The organism is Paenarthrobacter sp. 10L412 (assembly GCF_056395565.1).
Map to the genome: position 1 here is coordinate 27,998 of NZ_JBFTJT010000002.1, position 24,584 is coordinate 52,581.

The following is a 24,584-nucleotide window of genomic DNA, read 5'->3' on the forward strand; positions in this document are numbered from 1 at the left end:
ATGACGGAACCGATCACCAAACTTGTGACCCCTGCTGACCCCTATACCCTGGACCACGGCAGCACGAGCTACCGTGTGGATCGGTATGAATTGGATCTCGATGTCAGGCTCGGCAGTAACAAGCTGATCGGAAAAGCGATCCTCCGCTGCACTGCCCTGGAGCCGGCTTCCCAGATAATCCTGGACCTGGTGGGACTTCGGGCGTCCAAAATCCAGATGGATGGCAGGAAGGTCCAAAGGTTCAGCCAACGGGCCGAACACCTCGTGGTCACCACTGCGTCGCCCTTGAAGGCGGGTCAGCCGTTCGTCCTCGAGATCCGCTATGAGGGCAATCCGCAACCGCGCCGTGGCTTGTGGGGCGAGGTTGGCTGGGAAGAACTGAATGACGGCGTCCTGGTGGCCGGCCAGCCCAACGGCGCAGCGTCGTGGTTTCCTTGCAACGATCATCCCCGCAGCAAATCCTCGTTCCGGATTTCAGTGACCACGGATGACAATTACCGGCCGGTGTGCAACGGCCAGCTGGTGTCCCGATCACGAAAATCGAGCCGTGGGACCTGGGTCTACGAACATTCCGAACCCATGGCCACATATCTCGCCACGATGCAGATCGGCCGGTATGTCATGGTCCCGCTCAACCCGGCAGACACCCATCATCGGGTCCCGCAGTTCGCTGCGGTCACAGCGGACATGGCTGACGACGCCCGGCAGGGGCTTCAACGCCAGCCGGACATGATGAAGACCTTTGAGGACTGCTTCGGCCCCTACCCGTTCAGCGATTACACCTCGGTTGTCACCGAAGATGAGTTGGAAATCCCGCTGGAGGCACAGACCGTCTCCATTTTCGGCCGCAATCACATGCGCGGCACGTGGGAGGCCCAACGACTGATCGCCCATGAATTGTCTCACCAGTGGTTTGGCAACTCCCTGACCGTCACCAATTGGAAGGACATCTGGCTCCACGAGGGATTCGCCTGCTACGCCGAGTGGTTGTGGTCCGAGGAGTCCGAAACCATGCCAGTTGCGGCCCGTGCCTTGGCTGCTTGGAAAAAGCTCGACGCCGGGACGCAGGACCTGCTGGTTGGCGACCCCGGTCCGGAGCTGATGTTCGATGACCGCGTGTACAAGCGAGGCGCCCTTGCTGTCCACGCCGTCCGACTGGCAGCCGGGGACGAGGCGTTCTTCGGGCTCCTGCAGCATTGGACGGAGCGGAACCGGCACGGATCCATTTCCACGGCGGCATTCATCGACGCCGCCGACTCTTTCATTCCCGGGTTTGATGCCGCGGGCATCCTTGGGCCGTGGCTCTACGAGGCAGCACTTCCTTCGCTGCCATCGCCTCTCTAGCCCACGGCCAAGGCGGCGACGAAACCTTCCGGCAGATCAATGCCCCCACCGCTGCTGCTGTTCAGGTCCCGTAAGCCCGGACGCTCGAGCACATCCACCTCCGCTGGGTTCCTTCGAAGGCCTTCCCCTGTCATCTTCAGCCAGGCCTCCTTGCGCGCCCACAGCCGCGCGCGCTGCCCGGCCCGCTCATCATCCGGCACTGTCGTGAGGAAGTGCTTTTCCCCTGCTGACAGGGCGACATCGTCAAAGCCCACGAACGCTGCTTGATCAGTCGCTTCAAGGTCCACTCCCAGCCGGATCCCAAGCCCTGGATTCACGAGGCCGGCCAGCAGCAACCAGCCCTGCGCTTTGGATGCGCTCAACGCCAGGGGCGCGGGGGCGCCGTCGAGCATGAAACCGGGACGGCCGTGGTCCTGCCCTTGACCGCACTGAGGGCAGTGATAATCGGGGTTCAACCGGTTGTGGCTCACCTCAAGGAGCGAGGCCGCGAAGCGTCGCAGGGCAACCCGACCAGCAATGAATTCTTCCCGATCCTGGGCGCTGGCGAATCGTCGTGCCCGTTCCAGGGCTGCCCGACCCAGTTCCTGAACGGCAGAGTCGGCAATGGGAATGTGGGCGAGCTGCTGCAGCTCAAGCATAGGGCTTTGCACCATCGTCGTTCCTTCCGATCAGGACCTGGACCCCTCTGTCAGCGCCGAGACCGCATCAAGCTGCTCCTGGGTGAGCTCAAGGTCCACTGCGGAGGCGTTGGCGCGGAGCTCGTCGACGGTCTCGGCCCCGACAATCACCGAGGCCACGGCCGGGCGGGAGAGCAGCCAGGCCAGTGAGACCTGCTGCATTCCGAGCCCCCATTCTCTGGCAAAACTGTCGAGCTTGCGGGCAACAGCGATCTCAGACTCCGAATATCCGGCTCCACCATAGCGCTTGTCCCCGGCAATTTCGCGGTCCAGAACCTTCAGATCGGCGAGCAGGCCACCGTGCAGCGGCGCGTAGGGGACGATCGACACCCCGAACCGGATGCACGCGGCGCTAAGCTCCCGCTCGACGCTTCGGTCCAGGAGGTTGTACATCACCTGCGCAGCCACGGGAGCGGAGACCAGCCGACGGTCATCGGCGATCCACAGTGACTCGGTCACCTGCCAGGCCGGGTGGTTGGACAGTGCGACGTAGCGCAGCTTTCCCTGACGGATCAGGTCGTCGTAGACAGCAAGTGTCTGCTCCAGCGGCGTGTTCGGATCAGGGAAGTGCGCGTAATAGAGGTCAATGCGGTCTGTGCGCAACCGGCGCAGGCTCTGCTCGACCTGCTGGATGATGTACCGGCGCGAGAGACCGGCATCCGCGTCGAAGCGCCGCTCCCCTGACTTCGTGGCCAGCACCACCTCATCCCGATGACCAGCGAGTGCGCGGCCTAGGATCTCCTCGGCGGACGCCCGCTCCGAGGCAGGCGGGGCACCAGGCCGGTCGAAGGTCGGCGTGGAGCCGTAAACGTCTGCGGTGTCGAAGAAGTTGATGCCCAGGTCCAGGGCTGCTTCGACGACGCGATCAGCTTCGTGTGCCCCCGGTGCCACACCGAAGGTCGCGGTGCCCACGCAGATGCGGGAGACACGCACGCCGGTCGGGCCGAGAACGGAGTACTTCATCCTAAGGATTCCCATCTGCGAGTTCGGTCCGACTGGGACGTGGAGCGTTCGTTGAGGACGTCCCTGACGGTTACGAGCCGTGGTTGAGCTTAACCCTAACCAATTGGTTATATTTCGGCAAGAGTCATGAGAAAGTAGGGGCATGCCAGAAAGCGCGCAAAGCAGAACCCGAGGCCCCTATCGCACAGGAATCCGCAGACGCGAGCAACTCATCGGCATCGCCATGGACGTCTTCGGCGAACACGGCTTCGCCGGAGGCTCGCTCCGCACGATCGCCGAGCAGGCAGGAGTCAACCACGCCACCCTGATCCAGCACTTCGGCAGCAAGGAAGGCTTACTCACGGCCGTGCTGGAGGAATGGGACCGGCTGACCGTAGAAAACAGCCTCGCCGAGGTCAAGGGTCTGGACTACTTCCGGCGGCTCCCGGATGTCATGGGCGCCCACCAGGACAACCGGGGGCTGCTTGAGCTATTCACGACCATCGCGGCCGAGGCCTCCAACCCGGCCCACCCGGGCCGCGCGTTCATCACCAAGCGCTACACTGCCAACCTGGGCACCCTCTCAGCGCACTTGCAAGAAGCCGTCGACGCCGGAGACGTCGCTCCACTCCCCGCTCAGCGGATCGAAATTGAAGTACGTCTACTCACCGCCCTGATGGACGGCATCGGTCTTCAATGGCTCCTCAACCCGGAAATCGATATGCGTGCCAACGTTTCGGCTTACGTGGAACGAGCTATCGCCGCGTGGGGAGGCAACTAAAAAATCCCCGGAACCAGGAGGTTCCGGGGATTTCTTCGCACAGCGAGAGGCCTAGCGCTGGACTGCTCCAAAGCGCTCTGCAGCAACAGCCACAGCGCCAGCGCGGGCCTCTGAGGCCTCGTCCGCAGTGAGCGTCCGGTCAGCGGCACGGAAGCGAAGGCCAAAGGCCAAAGATTTCTTGCCTTCCTCAATGCCCGGTCCAACGTAGACGTCGAACAATGCGACGTCTTCGAGGAGTTCGCCGGCACCTTCACGCAACGCGGCAAGCACCTGGTCAGCCGGCACGTCCTGCGGAACAACCAGGGCCACATCCTGGGTGGCCACTGGGAATCCGGAGATGTGCTTGGCAACAATGACGTCGGCGGCAGCTTCGAAGAGCGCCTCCACGTTGACCTCAACCGCCACGGAGCGTGCTGGCATGTCGTGGGCTGCAAGGAGCTTCGGGTGCAGTTCGCCGGCGTAGCCCACAACGTCGCCGGACCGCAGCGAGAGCTGCGCGGCACGTCCGGGATGGAACGCCTGGTGGCTTCCCTGGCTGACGACAAGTTCAACGCCGAGAACATCCGCGATAAGCCGGGCGACATCCAAAGCATCGGCCCAGTCCCAGGCACGCGGCGTGTGCGTCGCGGCCGCCGGAGAATCATGGCCAGTCAAGACAGCGGCGATGTGCAGCGGCTGGTGCGGGACGCCGTCGTACAGTGCATCCAAGACCTCATCGGAAGGCTTGATGCCCAGTGGCGGGATGGATTCAGTACCGAGCTTCTCGCCAGGGAGGAAGACGGACCCAGCCTCGTAGAGTGCCAGGTCACGGAAACCGCGGGAGTGGTTGCGGCGGGCAACCTCGATCAGCCCCGGCAGGATGGACGTACGGAGGTAACCGTGCTCCTCACTGATGGGGTTCGCCAGCTTCAGGGCGGGACGTTCTTCGCCTTCCATTGCCACGCCGAAGGTGTCGTTGGCTGCTTTGGCCACGAACGGATAGGACAAGACTTCCGTCAGTCCGGCATCTGCCAGTGCCTGCACCACGCGGCGCTTCTGCTGCTGGCTGCGGCTCAGGCCACGGCCAGGAGGCGCAACGGGCAGGGTGGCCGGGATGTTGTCATAACCAACCAAGCGGGCAATTTCCTCGGAGAGGTCTTCCTTGGTTTCAAGGTCGTTGCGCCAGCTCGGAGCAGTCACCAGGTAGCCGGTGGCAGTCTTTTCCACGGCAGCACCAAGATCCACCAGGGATGTGGTGATCTGCTCTTCCGTGAAGTCGATGCCGATACGCGCGGCAGCGAACTCGGCCGGCAGTTCAATCGTGACGGCGTCAGGGGCCGTTCCGACGTCGGTACCGGTCTCGTCAGCTGTGCCACCAGCGAGTTCAACCAAAAGGTCCACGACGCGCTGGGCGGCGATACTGGCAACGTGCCAGTCAACGCCGCGCTCGAAACGCTTGGAAGCCTCGGACGGCAGCTTGTGCCGACGACGCGAACGGGCAATCGATACTTCATCGAAGTGCGCGGCTTCCACCAGGATGTTCGTGGTGGAATCGGAAACCTCGGTGTGGGCACCGCCCATGACCCCGGCGATGCCGATGGCTCCGGAGTCATCAGTGATCAGCAGGTCTTCGACGTCGAGCGTGCGCTCTTTGTCATCCAGCGTGGTGATCTTCTCCCCCGCCACGGCACGGCGGACCACGATGTCGCCCGCAAGCTTGTCGAGGTCGTAGCAGTGGTTTGGCTGGCCGAGCTCAAGCATGACGTAGTTGGAGATATCAACCGGCAGGGAGATGGAACGGACGCCGGCCAGACGAAGACGCGCGGACATCCACGGCGGAGTGGGACGGGAAGCGTCCACGCCACGCACTGTGCGTGCCACGAACCGGTCACAGCCCGGCTTGCCATAGATGGGGGCGTCGTCGTTGAGCTTGACGCCGTAGCCGCCTCGCAGGCTGGCCGGAGCGTTGACCTTGGAGGCCGGGTCAACGAAGGATGTTCCGGTGGCGTGTGCGTACTCACGTGCCACACCACGGATGGAGAAGGCGTAGCCGCGGTCCGGGGTGACGTTGATTTCTGCAGCCTGGTCATAGAGGCCAAGGAGTTTCATCGCGTCCGTGCCGATTTCCGGATCCAGCCCGATCCGTGAGAGGACCAGGATTCCATCGTGGTCATCGCCGATACCCAGTTCGCGAACGGAAGCGATCATGCCTGCGGACAGGTGACCGTAGGTCTTCCGCGCCGAAATCTGGAAGTTTCCGGGCAGCACAGCTCCGGGAAGCGTGACAACAACTTTGTCGCCTTCCACGAAGTTGTGGGCACCACAAATGATGCCCTGCACGCCGGAGGGATCGATTCCCTCGCCAGTCAGGGTCTGTTCCTGCCCTTCAGGGACAACACGGACCTGGCACCAGTTGATGGTCTTGCCATTGGATTGCGGTTCCTTGACCAGGCTCAGCACCTGGCCAACCACAATGGGACCCGTGAGTTCATCCGTGGGACGGTGGACTTCTTCTTCTTCAAAACCGACCTTGACCAGGTCCGTCATGACATCTTCGGCCGTAGCATCGGCCGGAACCTGCGCAAATTCACGCAGCCAGGAAAGTGGGATACGCACTGTTAGATCTCCATCCCGAAGTGCTCGCTGAAACGTACATCGCCCTCGATCATGTCGCGCATATCGCCGACCTCGTTGCGGAACATGAGCGTGCGCTCGATGCCCATGCCGAAGGCAAAACCTGAATAGACGTCCGGATCGATGCCGGCAGCCCGGAGGACGTTGGGATTGACCATGCCGCAGCCACCCCATTCGATCCAGCGGGGACCACCCTTGGCACCGGGGTGCCAGATGTCCAGCTCAGCAGAGGGCTCGGTGAACGGGAAGTAGTTCGGGCGCAGGCGAATGGAGGCTTCGTCGCCAAACATCTGGCGGGCGAAGTGCTCCAAGGTTCCACGGAGATCGGCCATGCTCAGGTTCTTATCGATCGCCAGGCCTTCGAACTGGTGGAAGACAGGCGTGTGTGTTGCATCGAGTTCATCCGTGCGGAACACCTTGCCCGGGCACAGCACGTAGATGGGAACTTCGCGCTCCAGCATGGAACGCACCTGCACCGGAGACGTGTGCGTGCGCATGAGCAGGTGTGCCTCGGGAGGCTCCACGAAGAACGTGTCCTGCATTTCACGGGCCGGGTGGTCCGGCTTGAAGTTCAGGGCGTCAAAGTTGAACCACTCGGACTCGACCTCGGGGCCTTCGGCAATTTCCCAGCCCATGCCGACGAAGATGTCCGAAACACCGTCCTGCAGCGTGGACAGCGGATGACGCGCTCCCGCCCGGCGTCGACGCGGAGCAGCCGTGACATCAACGGTTTCCTCCACCAGGATCCGGGCGTCGTTCTCGGCTTCCAGGACTTCGGTCCGGGCTGCTAGCGCTTGGTTGACCCGGCCGCGCGAGGATCCCATGAGCTTTCCGGCGGCAGCCTTGTGCTCCTTGGCGAGGCCACCGATTTCACGGTTGGCCAGGCTCAGGGGAGACTTCTCTCCCGTGTGGGCGAGGCGGACAGCCTTGAGTTCTTCGAGGGAGGAGGCAGCCGCAATCGCGGCGATCGCATCCTCAACGGCGGCGTTGATGGCGGCTTCATCCAGCGGATTCGGGATGGCAGCGCCTGGCAAAGTGTCAGTCATCTACTGTTCTTAGCTACGAGTCGGGAGCGGCCGGCATGGCTGGCCTGCAAAACGAAAGGGCAGTGCTCACCACGGACGGCAGGCACTACCCTTCAGTCTAGTTGAAGCTCACAGGCGCCATTTAACCCCTGGTTTGTGTGCGCCACGGGTCTAGCATGGCTTCATGACTCCCGGGCAGCGTTTACGGCAAGTTGCCAACATCCTGAACCTGACCACACCCTTGGGGCTGTTGGTCGCGCGGACATCCCGATCGCGCATTTCGCGTGGGCCCCGGGGACTGCTGATAGCAGCAGGGTATGCGTGGAAGCTTCCACACGCCGGGGCGTTTACGGTGGGGAACGTCATCCTCTACCGTGCAGCCCACGGCGTGGCAGGATGCAACGAGCTGCTCCTTGCCCACGAGGAACGGCACAGCACTCAGTACGCCTACTGCCTGGGGTTGCCGTTCCTCGTTTTCTACGGTGTCGCCGCCGGCTGGTCCATGCTGCGTGCTGGCAATCCGGCGTCGAGGAATTTCTTTGAACGGCAGGCTGGACTCGCAGCAGGCGGCTACATTGACCATCGAATCGAGGCCGAAGCATGAAACGCACCATTACCGTCACGGGAACGGCGAGCGCCAAGGCAGTTCCGGACCTGGTGACACTGACTTTGGGCGTCGAGACGCGAAGGGAGACTGCATCCAAGGCATATGACGACGCCGGCAAGGCAGCGGCCGCCGTCGCCGCCAGTTTGCGCGCGGCTGGCGTGCAGGATGCAGATCTGCACACCAGCGGCTTGAACCTTCGAGCAGACCTGGTGTGGGTGGAGGGGCAGGGACAGAAGGTCGCTGCCTATGTGGCGTCCACCAATGTGCGCGTCGGCATCCGCTCGCAAACGGAAGCGCCTGCCACCATTGCTGCGGCGGTGGCCGCCGGTGGGGACGACATCCGGATCAACGGGATAGAGCAAGGCTTTGCAGATGCCTCTGCGGTCACGAGCCAGGCGCAGGAGGCGGCATGGCAGGACGCGCTCCATCGGGCGGAGCAGTACGCGTCCTTGGCGTCCGTCCGGCTGGGCTCGGTGGTTTCCATTTCCCAGCAACCTCTGCCGGGCTCCCCCATTCCGATGGGTGGACTCGTCAGGGCCTCTGCTGCTGAAGCAATTCCCATCCAGGCCGGCGAGTCGTCCGTAGCGGCAAGCGTCACTGTGGAATGGGAACTCTTGAAGCCTTAGGTCCATCCACCGGCGCCTGGACTGCCGTCCGCACCACCACTGCGATGCCAGCAGCCATGGCCTCAAGCGGCATGGACGGCGTCGCGCTCCCCTCGGGTACCTGCTCTGGAAGGTAGGGAAGATGGACAAATCCTCCCCGGATGCCGGCCTTGGTTGCGAGGGCATGCATCAGCGCATAGAACACGTGGTTGCAGACATAGGTTCCTGCAGACTGTGAGATCTCACCCTTGATGCCTTCGATCTGCAGGTTCCGTAGCGCGGCTTTGATCGGCAACGTCGAGAAGTAAGCAGCCGGGCCGCCAGGAACCACTTCCTCGTCGATGGGACGCTTGCCCTTGTTATCCGGGATGCGGGCGTCATCGCAATTGATGGCTACACGCTCCAGGGAGACCCTTCCCCGCCCTCCCGCCAATCCAGCGCACACCACGACGTCCGGTGTCAGGGTTTCGACGGCGGCCAGCAGGAGGGTTGCCGCTTCACCGAACACGCAGGGCAGCTCTAAAGCTTCCACCTTGTGCCCCTCCGAACGAAGGATGTCGCGAGCGCGCAGGACAGCCTGCCAGGAAGGGTTGACGTTCTCTTCGCCAAACGGTTCGAAGCCAGTCAGCAGAATCATGGGCCAACCTTAGCAATGTCCGGAATCGGCATTCGTAGTCCTTGACATTCATTCGAACATACATTCGAATGGAGTGCATGAGATGGGACGCACAAGCACTTTCGCCAACGCATGGATCGGCGTCCGAAAGCCTTGACAGTATGGCACCTGGCCCTGCCCCGGCCATGGACGCCCTGCTGCCGCTGGCCGGGCTTGTGCGTTCCATCTCAACACCCGAATTCTCCGGAGTCACCTTCCATGAGGTCACCGCAAAGTCAGTGCTCAACAAGGTGCCTTCCGGTTCCAACATGCCTTTCGAATGGACAGTGAATCCCTACAGGGGTTGCAGCCATGCCTGCGTCTATTGCTTCGCCCGGAAGACGCACACCTACCTGGAGTTCGACGCCGGACGCGACTTCGACTCCCAGGTGGTAGTGAAGATCAACGCTGCAGAGGTCCTTCGGAAGGAACTGGCCAAACCATCGTGGGAACGGCACCAGGTTGCCCTCGGAACCAACACAGACCCCTACCAGCGCGCCGAAGGCCGATACGCGCTGATGCCAGGGATCATCCGGGCCCTCGCCGATTCCGGCACACCGTTTTCCATTCTGACCAAGGGCACGTTGCTTGCCCGGGACATTCCCCTGCTCAAGCATGCGGCGACCCAGGTCCCAGTGGACCTGGGCATCTCACTGGCCATGACCAACGAGGACCTTGCCGAGATTGTTGAGCCCGGCACCCCCTCCCCGAGAGCCCGCCTCAAGCTCATTGCGCGGTTACGTGAGGCAGGTCTGGCTTGCGGAGTCATGGCCATGCCCATCCTGCCTTGGCTCACGGATTCAGACGAAGCCCTTGAGTCCTTGTTCTCAGAACTCTCCAAGGCCGGCGCCACGGGCGTCACTGCAGGAGCCCTATACCTCAAGCCCGGTACACGTGAGTGGTACATGAAGTGGCTCGCCGCCCACCATCCCGAACTTGCAGGACGGTACCGTCGCCTGTACGGGCAGGGATCGTATGCGTCAAAAGAGTACCGCTCCTGGTTGTCGGCCAGGATCAATCACTTCAAAGCCAAGCATGGCTTTACCGGGACGCAAGGCTTCAGCCACCGCAATGCCCGGCCAGCCACCACTCCAGCTTCGGGCACGGAGCCTGCGGTTGGTACGCCGTTGCCAGGGCAGGAACCACTTTTCTGAGCCGCTGGGCCACTGCAGTAACGGCAGCTACGCCCGTGCAGTCACGCGTTCCAGCAACGCCCGGACTATAGGGAAGTCAGCCGGGATCCAGGCAAGGCCAAGAGCTTCTTCGTCATCAACCAGGGATACCCAACGCAGCTCGTCGTGATCCTCAAGGGCACGAGGTGTGCCTTCAGCGAGTTCCGCCAACCAGACACGCATTGCCGCGCGCTCATTGAGGGGCCACCCCTCGGCCTCACCGGACTCCAGCTCCGCCCCGAGCCGAACAGTGACTCCCAACTCCTCCGCAAGCTCCCGATGAAGGGCAGCTTCGGCCGACTCGCCCTCCTCTACTTTGCCGCCGGGAAATTCCCACATTCCGGCGAACTGCGGGGGCGCAGTCCGACGTGCTACGAGGAGTCGGGCCGGGGCGTCCAGGGAGTCGACGACGGCGGCGCCCACCACGTTTATCAGTCCAGTCACTGAAACAGTCTATGGGTGTGGGAATCATGGGCATCGTCACATAGCGACGTTAAGACACTGTCACGGGACTAAGCTTGTTATCGGATTTTCTCCACCTTTTCCCAGCCCTCAAGGCACCTCACGAAGCAGGCTCATGACTATCACCGTGTCCCCACCCGCCGTCGCCAAAAAAGCAAGGCGCCACCTAGGCTTGGCTATCCTCGCGCTGGCCACGGGCGGGTTCGCCATCGGCACCACCGAGTTCGCCATGATGGGTCTTCTCAAGGAAATTGAGGAAGGATTGGGCATCAGCACTCCCGAGGCTGGCAACCTCATCTCCGCCTATGCCTTGGGCGTTGTCATCGGAGCGCCCATCTTCGCTGCATTCGGAGCCAAACTTCCCAGGAAGCACCTGGCGCTGGGGTTGATGCTGTTCCTCTCCATCGCCAACCTGACCTCTTTCATTGCGCCCGACTACGGTTTTATGCTGCTCTCCCGCTTCGCTTCCGGCCTCCCCCATGGAGCATTCTTCGGTGTGGCTGCTGTCATCGCTGCCGGCTTGGTGGCACCCACAAAACGGGGTTGGGCCATCTCCATGGTGATGGCAGGCCTCACGGTCTCCAACGTCATCGGCGTGCCTCTGGCCACCTGGGTGGGGCAGACCTTCGGCTGGCGCCTTCTGTTCATCATCGTGGGGGCCATAGGCCTGCTGACCGTGGTCATGGTCTGGAAATTCGTCCCCTTCGAAGCAGCGCACCCTGAGGCGAGTATTCGACGCGAACTCGGTGCCCTCAAACGGCTTCAGGTATGGCTTGCTTTGCTGATCGGCATTATCGGCTTTGGTGGATTCTTCGCCGTCTACACCTACATCGCGCACACCATGACGGGCGTAGCAGGCATACCCGAAAGCCTCATTCCGGCAGTGGTGGCGCTCTACGGGCTAGGCATGGTTGCGGGCAACATCATCGGTGGCCGCATCGCGGACAAGTCGGTCATGGGCACCATCTACTGGGTCATGCCGGGCATCGCCGCAGCACTGGTGGTTTACGCCATCGCAGCCCACTGGGCTTGGTCCGCCTTCATCATGGCCTTCGTCGTTGGCGGCATAGGCTCCATGCTCACGCCAGCGTTGCAGACACGCCTCTTGGATGCCGCTCCGGGCGCAGCCTCGCTCGCTTCCTCGCTGAACCACTCCGCCCTCAACATTGCCAATGCCCTGGGGGCCTTCCTCGGCGGGACCGTGATCGCCTGGGGTTGGGGCTACGTGGCTCCGGCCCTCGTGGGTGCGGTCCTGGCCATCCTCGGCTTGGGAGTTGCCATCATCAGCGGGCTGCTGGAACGCAAGAAGCCGCTGGCTACCTCATGAATCGCTAGAGCGTAACCCACCTGCTGGATACGGTGCAAAGAAAGATGGGCTCTTCAATGTGAAGAGCCCATCTTTGGTTAATGCTGACCTGACTACGCCTGGACGCGCTCAACATCGGGTTCAAGGTAGATGACCCGCGCGATCGGTACGGCCGCCCGAATACGTTGCTCGGCGTCGTCAATCACCCGGGCAATTGCTTGACCGGTATCGGCGGCACCCATGGTGATCTTGGCGGCAACCAGCAGTTCTTCCGGCCCCAGGTGCATGGTCTTGAGATGGATGATCCGGGTGCCATCCGCCTGCAGCGCCTCGGTGATGCGTGCGACGTCGTCTTTGGTGGCCGACTCACCCAGCAGGAGCGATTTGGTCTCGACCGCAAGGATGACGGCTATGGCGACAAGCAGCAGGCCGATCATGGCTGTACCGAAGGCGTCCCAGATGCCATCGCCGGTTACGAGGGTCATGCTGACGCCGAAGAGCGCGAACACCAGGCCCAGCAAGGCGCCGAAGTCTTCCAGGAGGATGACCGGCAGCTCGGGCTGCTTGGCGTTGCGGATGAACTTGGCCCACGTCTGCTTGCCACGGATATGGTTCGATTCCACAATGGCGGTTCGGAAGGAGAATGACTCGGCAACGATGGCGCCAACCAGGACGGCCAACGGCACCCACCAGAAGTCGCCTTCGATGCCGTGCGGGTGCTGGAACTTCTCCCACGCTTCGTACAGGGCAAAGAGGCCACCCACGCTGAACAAGACGATGGAGACGATGAACGCGTAGATGTACCGTTCGCGGCCGTAGCCAAAGGGGTGCTCGGGGCTTGCCGCACGCTGTGCGCGCTTGCCACCTACCAGGAGAAGGAGCTGGTTGCCGGAGTCAGCTACCGAGTGAATGGCCTCAGCGAGCATGGACGATGACATCGTCAGGACGAATGCAACGAACTTCAGGACAGCGATGGTCAAGTTCGCGGCGAGGGCCGCCACGATCGCTTTGGTACCGCCACTTGCAGCCACGAAAGCTTCACCTCTTCGGTTTTGGGAAAGTTTGGAATGGGCCACGAAGAGTCGTCATTGTGACGATCTTGCAAGAAATACCGTACCGGGCGTCAGACTATTTCTACATTCCGGACCCGGGCGCCCTGCTGCGAACGGGCGCTTGCATAGAGGCAAACGGTGGCCGCTGTACCCAGATTCAAGCTCTCGGCGGCGCCATAGACAGGCACGGCTACGCGGTGATCCGCGAGCGCCAGTTCGGCATCGGACAGCCCTTGAGCTTCGTTCCCGAACAACCATGCTGTGGGTGCTTCAAGGGCGTAAGCCGAGGCTACAGAGCCATCTCCCAGCCTCCGGGCAGCATTCTCGTCCTGGAGCTGGTCCAGGTTTACCGTCCCGTAGCCGTCGGCAGCCAGGACCCCTATCCCCTGTTCCCGGCAGCGCGCTACGAGATCTTCAACATCAGCCCCCAGGACCACCGGCAGGTGGAACAACGAACCGGCTGTGGACCGTACCGCCTTGGGGTTGTAGATGTCCACGCTGGATCCCGTCAGGATCACAGCGTCGGCACCTGCAGCGTCGGCCGCGCGCAAAACGGTGCCTGCGTTGCCCGGGTCCCGGACCTGGCACATCACCGCAATAAGGCGAGGACCGGCGTCGAGCACTGATTCGAGGCTGACATCCACAAAACTACACACGGCAACAATGCCCTGCGGGTTGACGGTGTCCGCCATGGCGGCCAGGACGTCGTCGCTCGCCAGCCGAAGCTGTGTTCCTTCTGCAAGGTCTGCCAGTTCCGGGAGCCGCTCCAGGCAGGCCTCGCTCGCAAAGACTTCATGCACGACGGCGGAACCCCCTGCCGCAGTGCGCTCCCGGTGAAGGGTCAAAGCCTCGCGAACCGCCTGTGGACCCTCAGCCAGGAAACGGCCGCGCTTTAAACGGGCCGGGCGCCCGGCAAGCTTGGCGACGTCCCTCACCCGATCTGCTCGGGGGTTGGTCATCGGAAAGTCTTGCGGGCGCCCGGTTTGGTTCATATAAAGAACTTTAGTGGCAGTTGCGACTAGTTCTTGATCTGCTGGCGGGCTTCGCCGCCGGCCGGCTCGAAGCCAGCAGCTTTTGCAGCCTCAACCGTGGAGAACCAGTATTCAGCAGCAGTGTTCTCGTACCAGGTGGAACCCGGTACGTGGTACTTCTTGGACTCGGCGTTGCCCTTGATGGCGTGTCCTTCCGGAGCACCTTCGCCCTCAACGGCAGCGATAGCGCCATCGATGGCCGGCTTCTCGGAGACAGAAGCCTTGACAGCCGTTGCGGTAGCAGCAGCCGGAGCAACCTTGGCAGCCTTCGGAGCTGCAACCTCGGCCTTGGCAGCCGGAGCAGACGTGTCGGCCGGGAGGGCAGCCTTGGCAATGTTCACCAGTGCGGCGAATGCGTTGGCGTCCGAAACAGCCAGTTCGGCCAGCATGCGGCGGTCAACCTCAACCTCAGCGGCCTTCAGGCCCTGGATCAGGCGGTTGTAGGTGAGGCCGTTGGCGCGGGATGCAGCGTTGATGCGCTGGATCCAGAGGCGACGGAAGTCGCCCTTCTTCTTGCGGCGGTCGCCGTAGCTGTACACAAACGAGTGCAGCAGCTGCTCTTTGGCCTTGCGGTACAGGCGCGAACGCTGACCGCGGTAACCCTTGGCGCGTTCGAGGATAACCCGGCGCTTCTTGTGGGCGTTTACCGCCCGCTTCACACGTGCCACGTGCGTACTCCTTCAGAAATCTTTATCCCAAGCTGCTACTGCCGGAAATCCGGCCGGCCTGAGAAGGCTTTTGGTGTAGTCGGCCGCTACCGGATGGCAGCAACCAAAGAACTTGGAACTTAGACGCCGAGCATCTTCTTGATGACCTTGGCATCGCCCTTGAAGACGATCTTGTCGCCGGCGAGGCGACGGGTCAGCGTGGAGGACTTGTGCTCCAGGTAGTGGCGGCGGTTGGCCTGCTGACGCTTCAGCTTGCCGGTACCGGTCAGCTTGAAGCGCTTCTTAGCACCGCTGTGGGTCTTCATCTTCGGCATGGGAACCGATCTCCTTACGTGTCCACGGACAAAGTCCGCAGTTCTTTCGTGCAGCCGGCCTACAAGGGCCGGCGTGCTGGTTGCTTGCCGTTGGAGGCCAGGGCCGCCGCGGCGTTGAACTAGTTGGTCTTGCGTGATGCAGGCTTCGGCGCAGCCTTGGGGGCTGCGGGCCGAGCTGCCGGCTTGGGAGCCGCCGGCTTGGCGACGGGCTTCGGAGCCGAAGGAACTGCAGGCTTCGGGGCAGCAGCCGGAACAGCTGGCCTCGGAGCTGCCGGTGCGGGGGCTGCCTTGGGGGCCGGGGCTTTCTCCGCCGGTGGAGCCTTCACAGCCGGGGCTTCCTCAACCACGGGTGCTTCTTCGACTACCGGAGCTTCTTCAACAACCGGAGCCTCTTCGACTACGGGAGCCTCTTCGACTGCCGGATCTTCTTCAGCTACGGGCGCTTCTTCAACAACCGGAGCTTCCTCAGCTTCTTCAACAACCGGAGCCTCTTCGGCAACAGGTGCTTCAACCTCGGAAGCCTCCACAGCCTCTTGCTTGGGCTCTTCTTCGGAAGCCAGCAGGCCTGCCGGAAGAAGGTCGCCCAGGGTCTGCGTCAGCGGAGCCTGGTCACCCGTGGTGTCCACGCGTCCGGTTGCCTTGGCCTCATTCTGGGCCTTGGCTTCAGCACGCTGGGCTGCACGCCGGGCTTCAGCCTTGGCTTCGGCCTTGTTCTTCAGCGGACCGATCACCATGACCATGTTGCGGCCATCGATACGCGGGCTGGACTCAACAATGCCCACCTCGGCAACGTCTTCAGCAAACTTCTGAAGCAGGCGGATACCCATCTCCGGACGCTGCTGCTCGCGGCCACGGAACTGGATCATGGCCTTGACCTTGTCACCGGCGCCGAGGAAGCGAAGTGCGTGTCCGCGCTTGGTTTCGTAGTCGTGCTTGTCGATCTTGAGGCGGAAACGGATTTCCTTCAGAACCGTGTTGGTCTGGTTCTTGCGGGCCTCGCGCGCCTTCACGGCAGCTTCGTACTTGTACTTGCCGAAGTCCATCAACTTGCAAACAGGAGGCTTAGCCTGCGGGGCAACTTCAACGAGATCGAGATCGGATTCGGCAGCAAGACGCAGGGCGTCCTCGATGCGGACGATTCCTACCTGTTCGCCGGCAGGGCCGACCAACCGCACCTCGGGGACGCGGATACGCTCATTGATTCTTGGCTCGCTAATGTTAAAGCTCCTGTGGTTGTGGTGAGTTTCACCGGCAAATAGAGAAGGCCTCCAATTGCTGGTGCAATCGAAGGCCTCAAGGATCGGGTGTGCTCCCTTGAAGAGAAGCACGCACTCCGGAGGCTACGCCTCCGAGTGTCCGACCTGTACCCGGCAACCTCTTGTTCCGTGAAGGAATCCTGCTCCCCGAAGGGAAAACGGCTGACGCGGGTGGGAGAGAACTCCGCTTGCAAACTGAAAATCAATTCTACAGAAATAACCCGCCAAGCGCACATTGCACGCGGCGGGAGCATTTAATGCGAATAACGACTTCCAGTCGGTCTATGACAAGCTTACCAGTATGAGCACTGAAGACAGCAATTCGCGCAACTCCTACTCCGAGGACACCGCCACAGCCCCCGCCGCCGATGCCGGGGTATCCCAGCAGATCCGTGACATCGCGGAAGTTCCGGCAGTAGAAGTCATCACCACCGGCGCGGTCCACCTGATGAGCGCCGCAGCTGTGAAGGTCGGCCTCGCCGATGACCCCAACGCAGAAGACCTCAAAGACCTGGACGAGGCCCGCAAGCTCATCACGGCATTGGCCGGCCTCGTAACGGCGGCTGCCCCCGAAATCGGTTCGCAGCATGCCGGGCCCTTGCGTGATGGACTGCGCTCCCTCCAGTTGGCTTTCCGCGAAGCTTCCCTTATCCCCGACGCACCGGGCAAGGGCCCCGGTGAGAAGTTCACCAGGCCGGTGAACTAGCCAGGAACTGCCCCAAGTACATACGACGGCGGCCCGACCACATGTGGTCGGGCCGCCGTCGTCGTTAATGCCGTGCGATTACTGAAGATTTACCGACGCTGGAGCTACACCCGGGCGCGGCGCCGCCTGGACATGAGGGCGAATCCCGCGATGCACAGTACGACTCCCGCGGAACCGACGGAGGCAAAACCTCCGGACGGCCCAACAGTGTCAATAAAAATCCCGGCTAGCGGCGCGCCGAAGGCAATCCCGGCCGTCAGCGCGGATCCATACCAGCCCATGGCCTCGCCGCGTCGTTCCTCATCTACGAGGTCCGCCACCTTCTCCGATGACGCCGACAACACCGGAGCGCAAAGAAGGCCAGGGAGAATCGAGAGCACCGCCAGCGTCCAGGTATCGTGTGCGAAACCCATCGGGATGGTGAGCGCGGCCATGCCCAACAACAGCAGCATGGGAGAGACCGAGCGATTCATGGCTCCGTAGATGAGTCCACCCACAACCGATGCCGCACACCAGAAGAAGAAGACGATGCCAATCTCGTTCTGGTGGCCGCCGCGCTCCAACAGGCCAACAATACTGACGTCCGAGCCGCTAAGTACCATCCCCGATCCCGCAGCTACGGCGAAAAGTGCCGCAACGGAAACCGTAAACCACGTGAAATTGCGGGCCACGCGGTTCCGAAGTCCTCCTGTGCGGGACGTGGCCGCCGGCGCCATTTCAGACGCCGCCTCCTGCACATGGCCCGGTGCGGAGGCCACCATGGCCGCCTCGGCAGCGGCAAGGTCCGCGGCGGCCCGTGCCGCGGATTCCTCCGGAGTGCAATTGGCATCGCTGCGGGTCGGAGGGTTGAACCAGATCAAAAACAGGCCAGCCACGGAGACAGAAATTCCCACCGCGGTGAGTCCCACGGCCGAGAAGCCGCTCGTGGCGACGATCGCACCAACGGCGGGACCAATCATGAACACGAGCTCAGTAGCGATGGAATCGAGCGCAAACGCCGAGCGTCGCTGGTCGCCGTCCACCATGACACCCAGAGATTGACGGACCACGCTGAAGATCGGCAACGTGAACAAGCCCCCCACAAAGACCAAGGGAAGCAGCCAGGCGTACGGGACGTGCGGAACAATTGACCAAATCACTGTTTCCGAGATGACGGATGGGATCAGGGCTTTCCGCAGGCCCACCATGTCAACGCGCCGACCACGCCAGGGCGCCCCCAAGGCAATGCCTATGGTCATGACGGCAGCAGCGGCGCCGGCGGCGGCATACCCTTCCCCCAGCGACAGGACAATGTGCAACGTCAGGAGCACGCCAGCCGCCGAATGCGGAATGCGGGCGATCATGCCCACCAGCAGGAGCCGCCGGACAGGGCGGATGGACAGCATCTCTTTGTAGAGAGCGAAGTTCACGGGCTAATTCCTCTTGTTCCCCCGGGGCAGTCCCCGGTGGACGGGTACTGCCGTTAGTGCCGCCCAGGCTCCTGCGCCGCACGTTGCAGTTTTACTTCAATGGAATCGACGCCCTCGGCAAACGATTCCACCTGCGCCCACGCCTCGTTCAGGTCAGCCACCAGCGATTGGACGGCAGCGGCGTCGAGTCCGTCCTCAAGGAAGAGCACTATCCGCAGTTCCGGGCCAGCGCCTCCGCCCGGGACCGTGCGGCCGTCCGCAGTCAGGGAAGCGACGCCACCACCGGCCTGTGTTTCGAGCCGGCGCACCGCCGGAAACGCCTCGGCCTGTGAAGCGAGAGCAAACTCCAGTTGATCATCAAGGTATGACGGCGTCCAGTCCCGCTGCTGCGCCAACGCCCACATGGCTGGCCGCCGAACCACGAAGGTGAACGCTGAACCGGGGTCCAGCACCAACAATTGTGCCTCTTCTGAAACGGCAGAAAGGGCCGCCCTTGCCGCATAAACAGCTACGGGCCGGGCCTCCGCATGCCACGATTCAAGAGCGGCGGCCGTGGTGAAGACCGGCATTGCCTTCCGGCCATCAGGAGCTTTGAGTGTGACCAAAGCCATATCGGCCTGCTTGTCCGCGTGCAGCCCATCAACGCCTTCAGCTTCCTCGGCGAGCTGGGCTACCACGGGAACGAAGACCCGGGCGGTAGCGAGTGAAGCTACGACCTCTGCCTCACTGCCCGTCCCGTTCAGCAGTGCAGCAACGGCGGCGAGGTAACCGGAGTCAGCCGTACCGTCGTCGTCTTCGAAATTGTGGATCCTGGCATCGTCACCACTCAGGCTGCGTCCTTCCCAGGGTTGCCCCGCCGAGTCCGTGGCACCGCCGGCGCCGGCCAAGGCAGCGGCAATATGGCCTGGAAGTTCGCGTCGTGAAGCAGCCATCAGCGACGACCGGCTACATCCAGGGCTTCGGGCAGTGTGAAAGCACCTGCATAAAGGGCTTTGCCAACAATCGCGCCCTCAACGCCCAGGGGCACGAGTTCACGGAGCACGCGAAGATCTTCAAGGCTGGAGATACCGCCTGAAGCCACCACGGGCTTGCCCGTTTTCTGCACCATCTGGCGCAGCAAGTCAACGTTCGGGCCCTGCAGCGTTCCGTCTTTGGTGACGTCGGTGACCACGTAGCGTGCGCAACCGGCGTCCTCCAGGCGGGCAAGAACTTCCCAGAGGTCGCCGCCTTCTTTGGTCCAGCCGCGACCCGCCAGGGTGGTACCACGGACATCGAGGCCGACGGCGATCTTGTCACCGAAGCGGTCAATGGCGCGCCGTGTCCATTCAGGGTTCTCCAATGCTGCTGTGCCGAGGTTCACCCGCTCCACGCCCAATTCCAGGGCGCGTTCCAGCGACTCGTCATCCCGCAGACCGCCGGACAACTCAACTTTGACGTTGAGCTGGGAAACGACCTCGCTGATGAGGTCCGCGTTGTTCCCACGGCCAAAAGCGGCGTCGAGGTCCACCATGTGCACCCACTCAGCACCGGCGTTCTGCCAGTTCAGGGCGGCTTCCAGAGGCGTTCCGTAACTGGTTTCCGAGCCTGCCTCGCCTTGCAGCAGGCGGACTGCCTGGCCATCAACGATGTCGACAGCGGGGAGGAGTTCCAGAACGGACTGGGCAGAGGTGGTCATGTGTGTCCTAGGAGTTGATGGGGACGCGAGGCGTTCAGTTGCCCGGCAGCGTCAGGAGATAGGCGGCAAGCAGGGACATCCCCGCCAGCACATAGAAGGAAACGGAAACCCACAGTGGCTTCTTCTGCTGGTGGAAAGAGATACCTCCACCCACCAGCACGCCGGCAAGGCCCATAAGCACTACCGACCACACTTAGGCTGCACCACGATCATCCGGTGCCGGAGCCTGTGCCACCGTGGATCCAGGTTTGCGAAGCCCGTCCACCCAGTTGCGCAGGAGGCGCGCCCCGGCGTCTCCGGATTTCTCGGGGTGGAACTGGGTTGCGCACAGGGGGCCATTTTCAACAGCAGCGATAAAGCGGGCACCGTGCTCGGACCACGTCACCAAAGGTGGGGTCATCCGGGGCTGAACGACGTCGAAGTTCCACTCCTGCACGCCGTATGAGTGCACGAAGTAGAAGCGTTCCTGCTCGACGCCTGCGAAAAGTTTGGATCCTTCAGGCACGTCCACCGTGTTCCAACCCATGTGGGGAACCACGGGGGCCGGAAGGAGTTCAACCTTGCCGGGCCATTCGGCCATGCCCTCGGACTCGGTGCCGTGCTCGACTCCGGCTTCGAAGAGCACCTGCAGCCCAACGCAGATTGCCAGGACGGGCCGTCCACCTGCGACGCGGCGGCCAATCATGCGGATGGCATCGACGGCCTTGAGTTCCCTCATCACCGTTTCAAAGGCACCCACGCCGGGGACCAGCAGCCCGTCGGCATTCAGCACGTCCTCAGGCTTGGAGCTGAGAACCACCTCGGCGCCTGCACGCTCAAGGGCGCGAACGGCCGAACGGACGTTGCCCGAACCGTAGTCCAGCACCGTAACCGTGGGCTTACCTTCAGGCGACTCCGGCTTGACGGTAGCCGAAGCGTCAGTAACCGCACCGTCCTTCAGGATTTGCCCACTCATAGCGCCCCCTTGGTGGATGGAATGCCCTCGACGCGGGGATCCGACTCCACTGCCGAGCGAAGAGCCCGGGCAAAGGCTTTGAACTGGGCCTCAACGATGTGGTGCGGATCGCGGCCTGCAAGAACGTTCATGTGCAGGCAGATACCGGCGTGCAACGTGATGGCCTCAAAGACGTGACGGGTCAGCGAACCCGTGAAGTGGCCACCGATCAGGTGGTATTCCTGCCCTGCAGGTTCTCCTCCGTGCACCAGATATGGGCGCCCCGAAACATCCACGACAGCGTGCGCCAAGGCTTCGTCCAAAGGAACCGTTGCTTCGCCGAAGCGGCGGATTCCGGCTTTGTTGCCCAAGGCAGTACGCAGGACCTCACCAAAGGTAATGGCCACATCCTCCACGGTGTGGTGGGCATCAATGTGGGTGTCACCCGTGGCTTTGACGGTCATGTCAATCAGGGAGTGCTTGCACAACGCCGTCAGCATGTGGTCATAGAAGGGAACCGTGGTGCTGATGTCCGAGACACCGGTGCCATCCAGGTTGATCTCCACCAGGACGGAGGATTCGCTGGTGGTGCGCTCCATGCGCGCAGTGCGGTCAGCGGACGGCTTGGCGCCGGTTTCGCTCATTGGGACGTCCTTATACACGAAGAATGGGGTGGGTCTATTGACAAGTTTAGTTGGGCTGGGACGCAGGGCTGTCCAGAAGGGCTTCCAAGGCCTCAAGGAAGGCCGTTGTTTCCTTTTCTGTTCCCGCAGTCACCCGCAGGTGCCCTGGAATGCCGACGTCGCGGATCAGGACGCCCGCATTCAGCAAGCCCTGCCAGATCGCGTGCGGGTTCGAAAGCCCACCGAAGAACACGTAGTTTGAGTCCGAGGCTGCCGGCTTGAGTCCCATTCGGAGGAGCTCGGTCACAATCCGGTCCCGTTGGACCTTGATGTCCTCGACGTCGGCCATGAGCGCTTCACGGTGGTTGAGGGCGGCCAGGGCCGTGGCTTGCGTGACGGCTGAGAGGTGGTACGGCAGCCGAACGAGCCTGATGGCATCGGTAACTTCAGGTGCGGCAGCCATGTAGCCCAGGCGCGCACCTGCCAGGGCAAAGGCCTTGCTCATGGTGCGCGAGACGATCAAACGCTCCCGCCCGGGAAGCAGCGTCAGCGCACTCGGCGTGTTGTCGTGCGCGAACTCGTGGTAGGCCTCGTCCACGATGACGATGGCTTGGCTGGCCTCGCCGGCTTCGTACACGGCTTCGACCACGTCCAAGCCCAGTCCCGTTCCTGTGGGGTTGTTCGGAGAGCACAAGAACACGATATTTGCGCCAGTCTCCTTCACCTGGGCAGCAGCAGAAGCGGCATCCAGGCCATAGTCATCAGCCCGCACTCCACGGACGTACTCGGTGTCCGTGCCACTGGCAAGCAGCGGGTACATGGAATATGTGGGAGGGAAGCCCAGCGCCTTGCGCCCTGGACCTCCGAAGGCCTGCAGAATCTGCTGCAGGACCTCGTTGGAGCCGTTGGCTGCCCAGATATTCTCCGCGGAAAGCCCGTGTCCGAGGTAATCGGCGAGGGATTCACGAAGTTCGGTGAACTCGCGGTCAGGGTATCGGTTCAAGCCTGTGGCCGCGGCCGCAACAGCCTCGGTAATGGCCGCTTGCACATCGGCCGGCACGCCATGGGTGTTCTCGTTGACGTTGAGCAAAATGGGGACATCAAGCTGCGGTGCGCCGTAGGGGCTCAGTCCACGCAGGTTGGTCCGGAGGGGAAGTCGGTCAAGTCGCTCAAGCTGGTCACTCACCAAGACAGTTTAAGGTGCCGGTGCGACTGCAGAGTAACTGTGACGCCAGGGACGGTGACCCATAGCACCCTGGCCGCTCAATTGGCGGGAACGAACAGCTGCTGGCCAGGCTGGATGCGTCCCCCGCGGAGATCGTTCAACTGGATGATTTCTGCAATGACATCACGAGGGTCCCGCTCCGGCGCGGCCGCACCGGCGATGCCCCACAGGGACTGCCCGGGCTGGACAGTCACCGTAACGGCCACCGGCGGCCGCAGCTGGCCTTGGGAATCAGAAGCTTTGGCCGGGGAGTTGATGAAGCCGGCAAGGCTCAGCAGCGCGGCAAGGAGCAGCATGGTGGGAATTCCGAAGAAGACGATCCTGCCGCGTTGGGTTAGCCGGAGACGCGCAGGAGCCGGAGTGTTGCGGAATTCATGGAACGTTGAGATTGCGGACATGAGCTGAGCCCTTCTGAGCGATTGCCTGCATCGGATGCCCGTTGCCGGCTGCCAATTCCTTGTGCTCGTTGTACCCGGCCCGGATGTTCGAACACTTTCTTCGAACATCCGAACTGCGTTCAACTTTTATAGAACACATATTCGAACCTTGCTATGACATTTTTAGCACTTATCAACGAACGGTGTCGAGACTCGCTAGAACGAATGTTTGATAAACGCCTGTGCCTGGCCTAGGTTTGAGTGAAGAAACAGGCACTGTTTCAGTGGAACAGGAGGGTCTGACATTTTTTCAGATCCAACATCCCCGGGCGCACTTCAGACCGTGACCGGGCGGAACGGAAGGGCAATGGCGAACATGGCAGCGAAAGCCACCGGCGGCGGGGCACCCCTGCGGAGCCAGCAGCCTCAAAAGAGTCCCAAAAGCCTGACTGTCCGGCAGAAGAAAATCCTGGAAACCATCCAGCGCTCTGTCAATGACAACGGGTATCCGCCCAGCATGCGCGAGATTGGCGACACCGTTGGTCTCGCGAGCCTCTCCAGCGTCACGCACCAGCTCTCCCAGTTGGAGAAGCTCGGCTACTTGCGCAGAGATCCCAAGCGCCCCCGCGCCATGGAAGTACTCATGCCTTTGACCCTTGACGGCGGCACAATTCCCGGAGTTGAAGCAGCTACTACACTGCGCAGCGCAGGTGGACTTGCCGTGACGGAATTGGCCAGCGCCAGCGACACCGCGATGGTGCCCTTGGTAGGACGCATCGCAGCCGGTGGGCCCATCCTGGCCGACCAGACTATTGAGGACGTCTTGCCCCTGCCCCGGCAACTGGTGGGCCACGGCGAACTGTTCATGCTGAAGGTCGCTGGGGACTCAATGATCGATGCCGCAATTTGTGACGGTGACTGGGTGGTTGTCCGCCGCCAGAATGACGCCATCAACGGTGACATCGTGGCAGCACTCCTGGATGACGAAGCCACAGTAAAAACCTTCCGCCAGCGGGACGGCCACACCTGGCTGCTCCCCCAGAACACGCAGTACGAGCCGATACTTGGAGACCAAGCCACCATTATGGGCAAGGTCGTCTCGGTCCTGCGCTCCCTCTAGGGCGT

27 protein-coding genes are annotated in these 24,584 nt (G+C 62.3%); 8 read left to right on the forward strand and 19 right to left on the reverse strand.

The window, feature by feature from the left end:
- Complete coding sequence (locus tag AC1DD7_RS01870; RefSeq protein ID WP_477513565.1) at positions 1-1,344, forward strand: M1 family metallopeptidase; 1,344 nt, start codon at positions 1-3, stop codon at positions 1,342-1,344.
- On the opposite strand, the gene AC1DD7_RS01875 is transcribed toward AC1DD7_RS01870, so the two are convergent.
- Both AC1DD7_RS01875 and AC1DD7_RS01880 read right to left on the reverse strand, forming a co-directional pair.
- On the reverse strand, positions 1,341-1,997 hold the full coding sequence (locus AC1DD7_RS01875; protein ID WP_477513566.1) for a 4'-phosphopantetheinyl transferase family protein: 657 nt from the start codon (positions 1,995-1,997) through the stop codon (positions 1,341-1,343). The genes AC1DD7_RS01870 and AC1DD7_RS01875 overlap by 4 nt on opposite strands.
- Before the next feature lie 15 nt (positions 1,998-2,012).
- Positions 2,013-2,984 carry an aldo/keto reductase gene (locus AC1DD7_RS01880; protein ID WP_477513567.1) on the reverse strand — a complete coding sequence of 324 codons (972 nt, stop codon included), beginning with the start codon at positions 2,982-2,984 and terminating at the stop codon, positions 2,013-2,015.
- A 142-nt stretch (positions 2,985-3,126) separates the two neighbouring features.
- On the opposite strand from AC1DD7_RS01880, the gene AC1DD7_RS01885 reads away from it, so the two are divergent.
- Positions 3,127-3,744 (forward strand): TetR/AcrR family transcriptional regulator, encoded by a 618-nt coding sequence (locus AC1DD7_RS01885; protein WP_477513568.1) that lies wholly within the window; start codon positions 3,127-3,129, stop codon positions 3,742-3,744.
- 51 nt (positions 3,745-3,795) lie between these two features.
- Here AC1DD7_RS01885 and pheT read toward each other — a convergent pair whose 3' ends face one another.
- Positions 3,796-6,339 carry a phenylalanine--tRNA ligase subunit beta gene (gene pheT, locus AC1DD7_RS01890; protein WP_477513569.1) on the reverse strand — a complete coding sequence of 848 codons (2,544 nt, stop codon included), beginning with the start codon at positions 6,337-6,339 and terminating at the stop codon, positions 3,796-3,798.
- 2 nt (positions 6,340-6,341) lie between these two features.
- Positions 6,342-7,403 carry a phenylalanine--tRNA ligase subunit alpha gene (gene pheS / locus AC1DD7_RS01895; RefSeq protein ID WP_477513570.1) on the reverse strand — a complete coding sequence of 354 codons (1,062 nt, stop codon included), beginning with the start codon at positions 7,401-7,403 and terminating at the stop codon, positions 6,342-6,344.
- A gap of 163 nt (positions 7,404-7,566) precedes the next feature.
- On the opposite strand from pheS, the gene AC1DD7_RS01900 reads away from it, so the two are divergent.
- A complete protein-coding gene (locus AC1DD7_RS01900; protein WP_477513571.1) occupies positions 7,567-7,986 on the forward strand; it encodes a hypothetical protein in 420 nt (139 codons plus the stop codon).
- Positions 7,983-8,615, forward strand: coding sequence for an SIMPL domain-containing protein (locus tag AC1DD7_RS01905; protein ID WP_477513572.1), 633 nt, complete (start codon positions 7,983-7,985; stop codon positions 8,613-8,615). The genes AC1DD7_RS01900 and AC1DD7_RS01905 overlap by 4 nt, the downstream gene beginning before the upstream one ends.
- On the opposite strand, the gene pcp is transcribed toward AC1DD7_RS01905, so the two are convergent.
- Positions 8,584-9,231 carry a pyroglutamyl-peptidase I gene (pcp, locus tag AC1DD7_RS01910; RefSeq protein WP_477513573.1) on the reverse strand — a complete coding sequence of 216 codons (648 nt, stop codon included), beginning with the start codon at positions 9,229-9,231 and terminating at the stop codon, positions 8,584-8,586. The genes AC1DD7_RS01905 and pcp overlap by 32 nt on opposite strands.
- 77 nt (positions 9,232-9,308) lie before the next feature.
- Between pcp and AC1DD7_RS01915 the strand changes: the two genes are divergently transcribed.
- On the forward strand, positions 9,309-10,403 hold the full coding sequence (locus AC1DD7_RS01915; RefSeq protein WP_477513574.1) for an Rv2578c family radical SAM protein: 1,095 nt from the start codon (positions 9,309-9,311) through the stop codon (positions 10,401-10,403).
- Positions 10,404-10,430: 27 nt separating this feature from the next.
- Here the strand turns inward: AC1DD7_RS01915 and AC1DD7_RS01920 are convergent, their stop codons facing one another.
- Positions 10,431-10,865, reverse strand: a complete 435-nt coding sequence (locus tag AC1DD7_RS01920; protein ID WP_477513575.1) for a (deoxy)nucleoside triphosphate pyrophosphohydrolase — start codon at positions 10,863-10,865, stop codon at positions 10,431-10,433.
- Between the two features lie 133 nt (positions 10,866-10,998).
- Here AC1DD7_RS01920 and AC1DD7_RS01925 point away from each other — a divergent pair, with 133 nt between their 5' ends.
- Positions 10,999-12,210, forward strand: coding sequence for an MFS transporter (locus AC1DD7_RS01925; protein ID WP_477513576.1), 1,212 nt, complete (start codon positions 10,999-11,001; stop codon positions 12,208-12,210).
- Between the two features lie 92 nt (positions 12,211-12,302).
- Here the strand turns inward: AC1DD7_RS01925 and AC1DD7_RS01930 are convergent, their stop codons facing one another.
- The 5 genes from AC1DD7_RS01930 to infC form a co-directional block, all read right to left on the reverse strand.
- Positions 12,303-13,220 (reverse strand): cation diffusion facilitator family transporter, encoded by a 918-nt coding sequence (locus AC1DD7_RS01930; protein ID WP_431119529.1) that lies wholly within the window; start codon positions 13,218-13,220, stop codon positions 12,303-12,305.
- 92 nt (positions 13,221-13,312) lie between these two features.
- On the reverse strand, positions 13,313-14,233 hold the full coding sequence (locus tag AC1DD7_RS01935) for a TrmH family RNA methyltransferase (protein WP_477513577.1): 921 nt from the start codon (positions 14,231-14,233) through the stop codon (positions 13,313-13,315).
- 26 nt (positions 14,234-14,259) lie between these two features.
- Positions 14,260-14,940 (reverse strand): 50S ribosomal protein L20, sunset domain variant, encoded by a 681-nt coding sequence (rplT, locus tag AC1DD7_RS01940; protein WP_431119525.1) that lies wholly within the window; start codon positions 14,938-14,940, stop codon positions 14,260-14,262.
- A 119-nt stretch (positions 14,941-15,059) separates the two neighbouring features.
- Positions 15,060-15,254 carry a 50S ribosomal protein L35 gene (rpmI, locus tag AC1DD7_RS01945; RefSeq protein ID WP_059387794.1) on the reverse strand — a complete coding sequence of 65 codons (195 nt, stop codon included), beginning with the start codon at positions 15,252-15,254 and terminating at the stop codon, positions 15,060-15,062.
- A gap of 119 nt (positions 15,255-15,373) precedes the next feature.
- Positions 15,374-16,429: a translation initiation factor IF-3 gene (gene infC / locus AC1DD7_RS01950; protein WP_477513780.1), complete on the reverse strand. Its 1,056-nt coding sequence runs from the start codon at positions 16,427-16,429 to the stop codon at positions 15,374-15,376.
- A gap of 382 nt (positions 16,430-16,811) precedes the next feature.
- Here infC and AC1DD7_RS01955 point away from each other — a divergent pair, with 382 nt between their 5' ends.
- Complete coding sequence (locus tag AC1DD7_RS01955; RefSeq protein WP_477513578.1) at positions 16,812-17,216, forward strand: DUF1844 domain-containing protein; 405 nt, start codon at positions 16,812-16,814, stop codon at positions 17,214-17,216.
- Positions 17,217-17,320: 104 nt separating this feature from the next.
- On the opposite strand, the gene AC1DD7_RS01960 is transcribed toward AC1DD7_RS01955, so the two are convergent.
- From AC1DD7_RS01960 to AC1DD7_RS01995, 8 genes are all read right to left on the reverse strand, one after another.
- Positions 17,321-18,625: an MFS transporter gene (locus AC1DD7_RS01960; protein WP_477513579.1), complete on the reverse strand. Its 1,305-nt coding sequence runs from the start codon at positions 18,623-18,625 to the stop codon at positions 17,321-17,323.
- 53 nt (positions 18,626-18,678) lie between these two features.
- The gene (locus tag AC1DD7_RS01965; RefSeq protein WP_477513580.1) at positions 18,679-19,557 is read right to left on the reverse strand and encodes an SseB family protein; all 879 of its coding nucleotides are present in this window, start codon (positions 19,555-19,557) and stop codon (positions 18,679-18,681) included.
- Positions 19,557-20,300, reverse strand: coding sequence for a bifunctional 1-(5-phosphoribosyl)-5-((5-phosphoribosylamino)methylideneamino)imidazole-4-carboxamide isomerase/phosphoribosylanthranilate isomerase PriA (gene priA / locus AC1DD7_RS01970; protein WP_442005806.1), 744 nt, complete (start codon positions 20,298-20,300; stop codon positions 19,557-19,559). The genes AC1DD7_RS01965 and priA overlap by 1 nt, the downstream gene beginning before the upstream one ends.
- A 34-nt stretch (positions 20,301-20,334) precedes the next feature.
- Complete coding sequence (locus tag AC1DD7_RS01975; RefSeq protein WP_216925244.1) at positions 20,335-20,493, reverse strand: hypothetical protein; 159 nt, start codon at positions 20,491-20,493, stop codon at positions 20,335-20,337.
- A complete protein-coding gene (gene hisH, locus AC1DD7_RS01980) occupies positions 20,494-21,255 on the reverse strand; it encodes an imidazole glycerol phosphate synthase subunit HisH (protein ID WP_477513581.1) in 762 nt (253 codons plus the stop codon).
- Positions 21,252-21,878 (reverse strand): imidazoleglycerol-phosphate dehydratase HisB, encoded by a 627-nt coding sequence (gene hisB / locus AC1DD7_RS01985; protein ID WP_216925246.1) that lies wholly within the window; start codon positions 21,876-21,878, stop codon positions 21,252-21,254. The genes hisH and hisB overlap by 4 nt, the downstream gene beginning before the upstream one ends.
- 46 nt (positions 21,879-21,924) lie before the next feature.
- Positions 21,925-23,043, reverse strand: a complete 1,119-nt coding sequence (locus tag AC1DD7_RS01990; RefSeq protein WP_477513582.1) for a histidinol-phosphate transaminase — start codon at positions 23,041-23,043, stop codon at positions 21,925-21,927.
- A 77-nt stretch (positions 23,044-23,120) separates the two neighbouring features.
- On the reverse strand, positions 23,121-23,480 hold the full coding sequence (locus tag AC1DD7_RS01995) for a LysM peptidoglycan-binding domain-containing protein (protein WP_477513583.1): 360 nt from the start codon (positions 23,478-23,480) through the stop codon (positions 23,121-23,123).
- Between the two features lie 355 nt (positions 23,481-23,835).
- On the opposite strand from AC1DD7_RS01995, the gene lexA reads away from it, so the two are divergent.
- Positions 23,836-24,579: a transcriptional repressor LexA gene (gene lexA, locus AC1DD7_RS02000; protein WP_224093932.1), complete on the forward strand. Its 744-nt coding sequence runs from the start codon at positions 23,836-23,838 to the stop codon at positions 24,577-24,579.
- Positions 24,580-24,584: the final 5 nt, after the last annotated feature.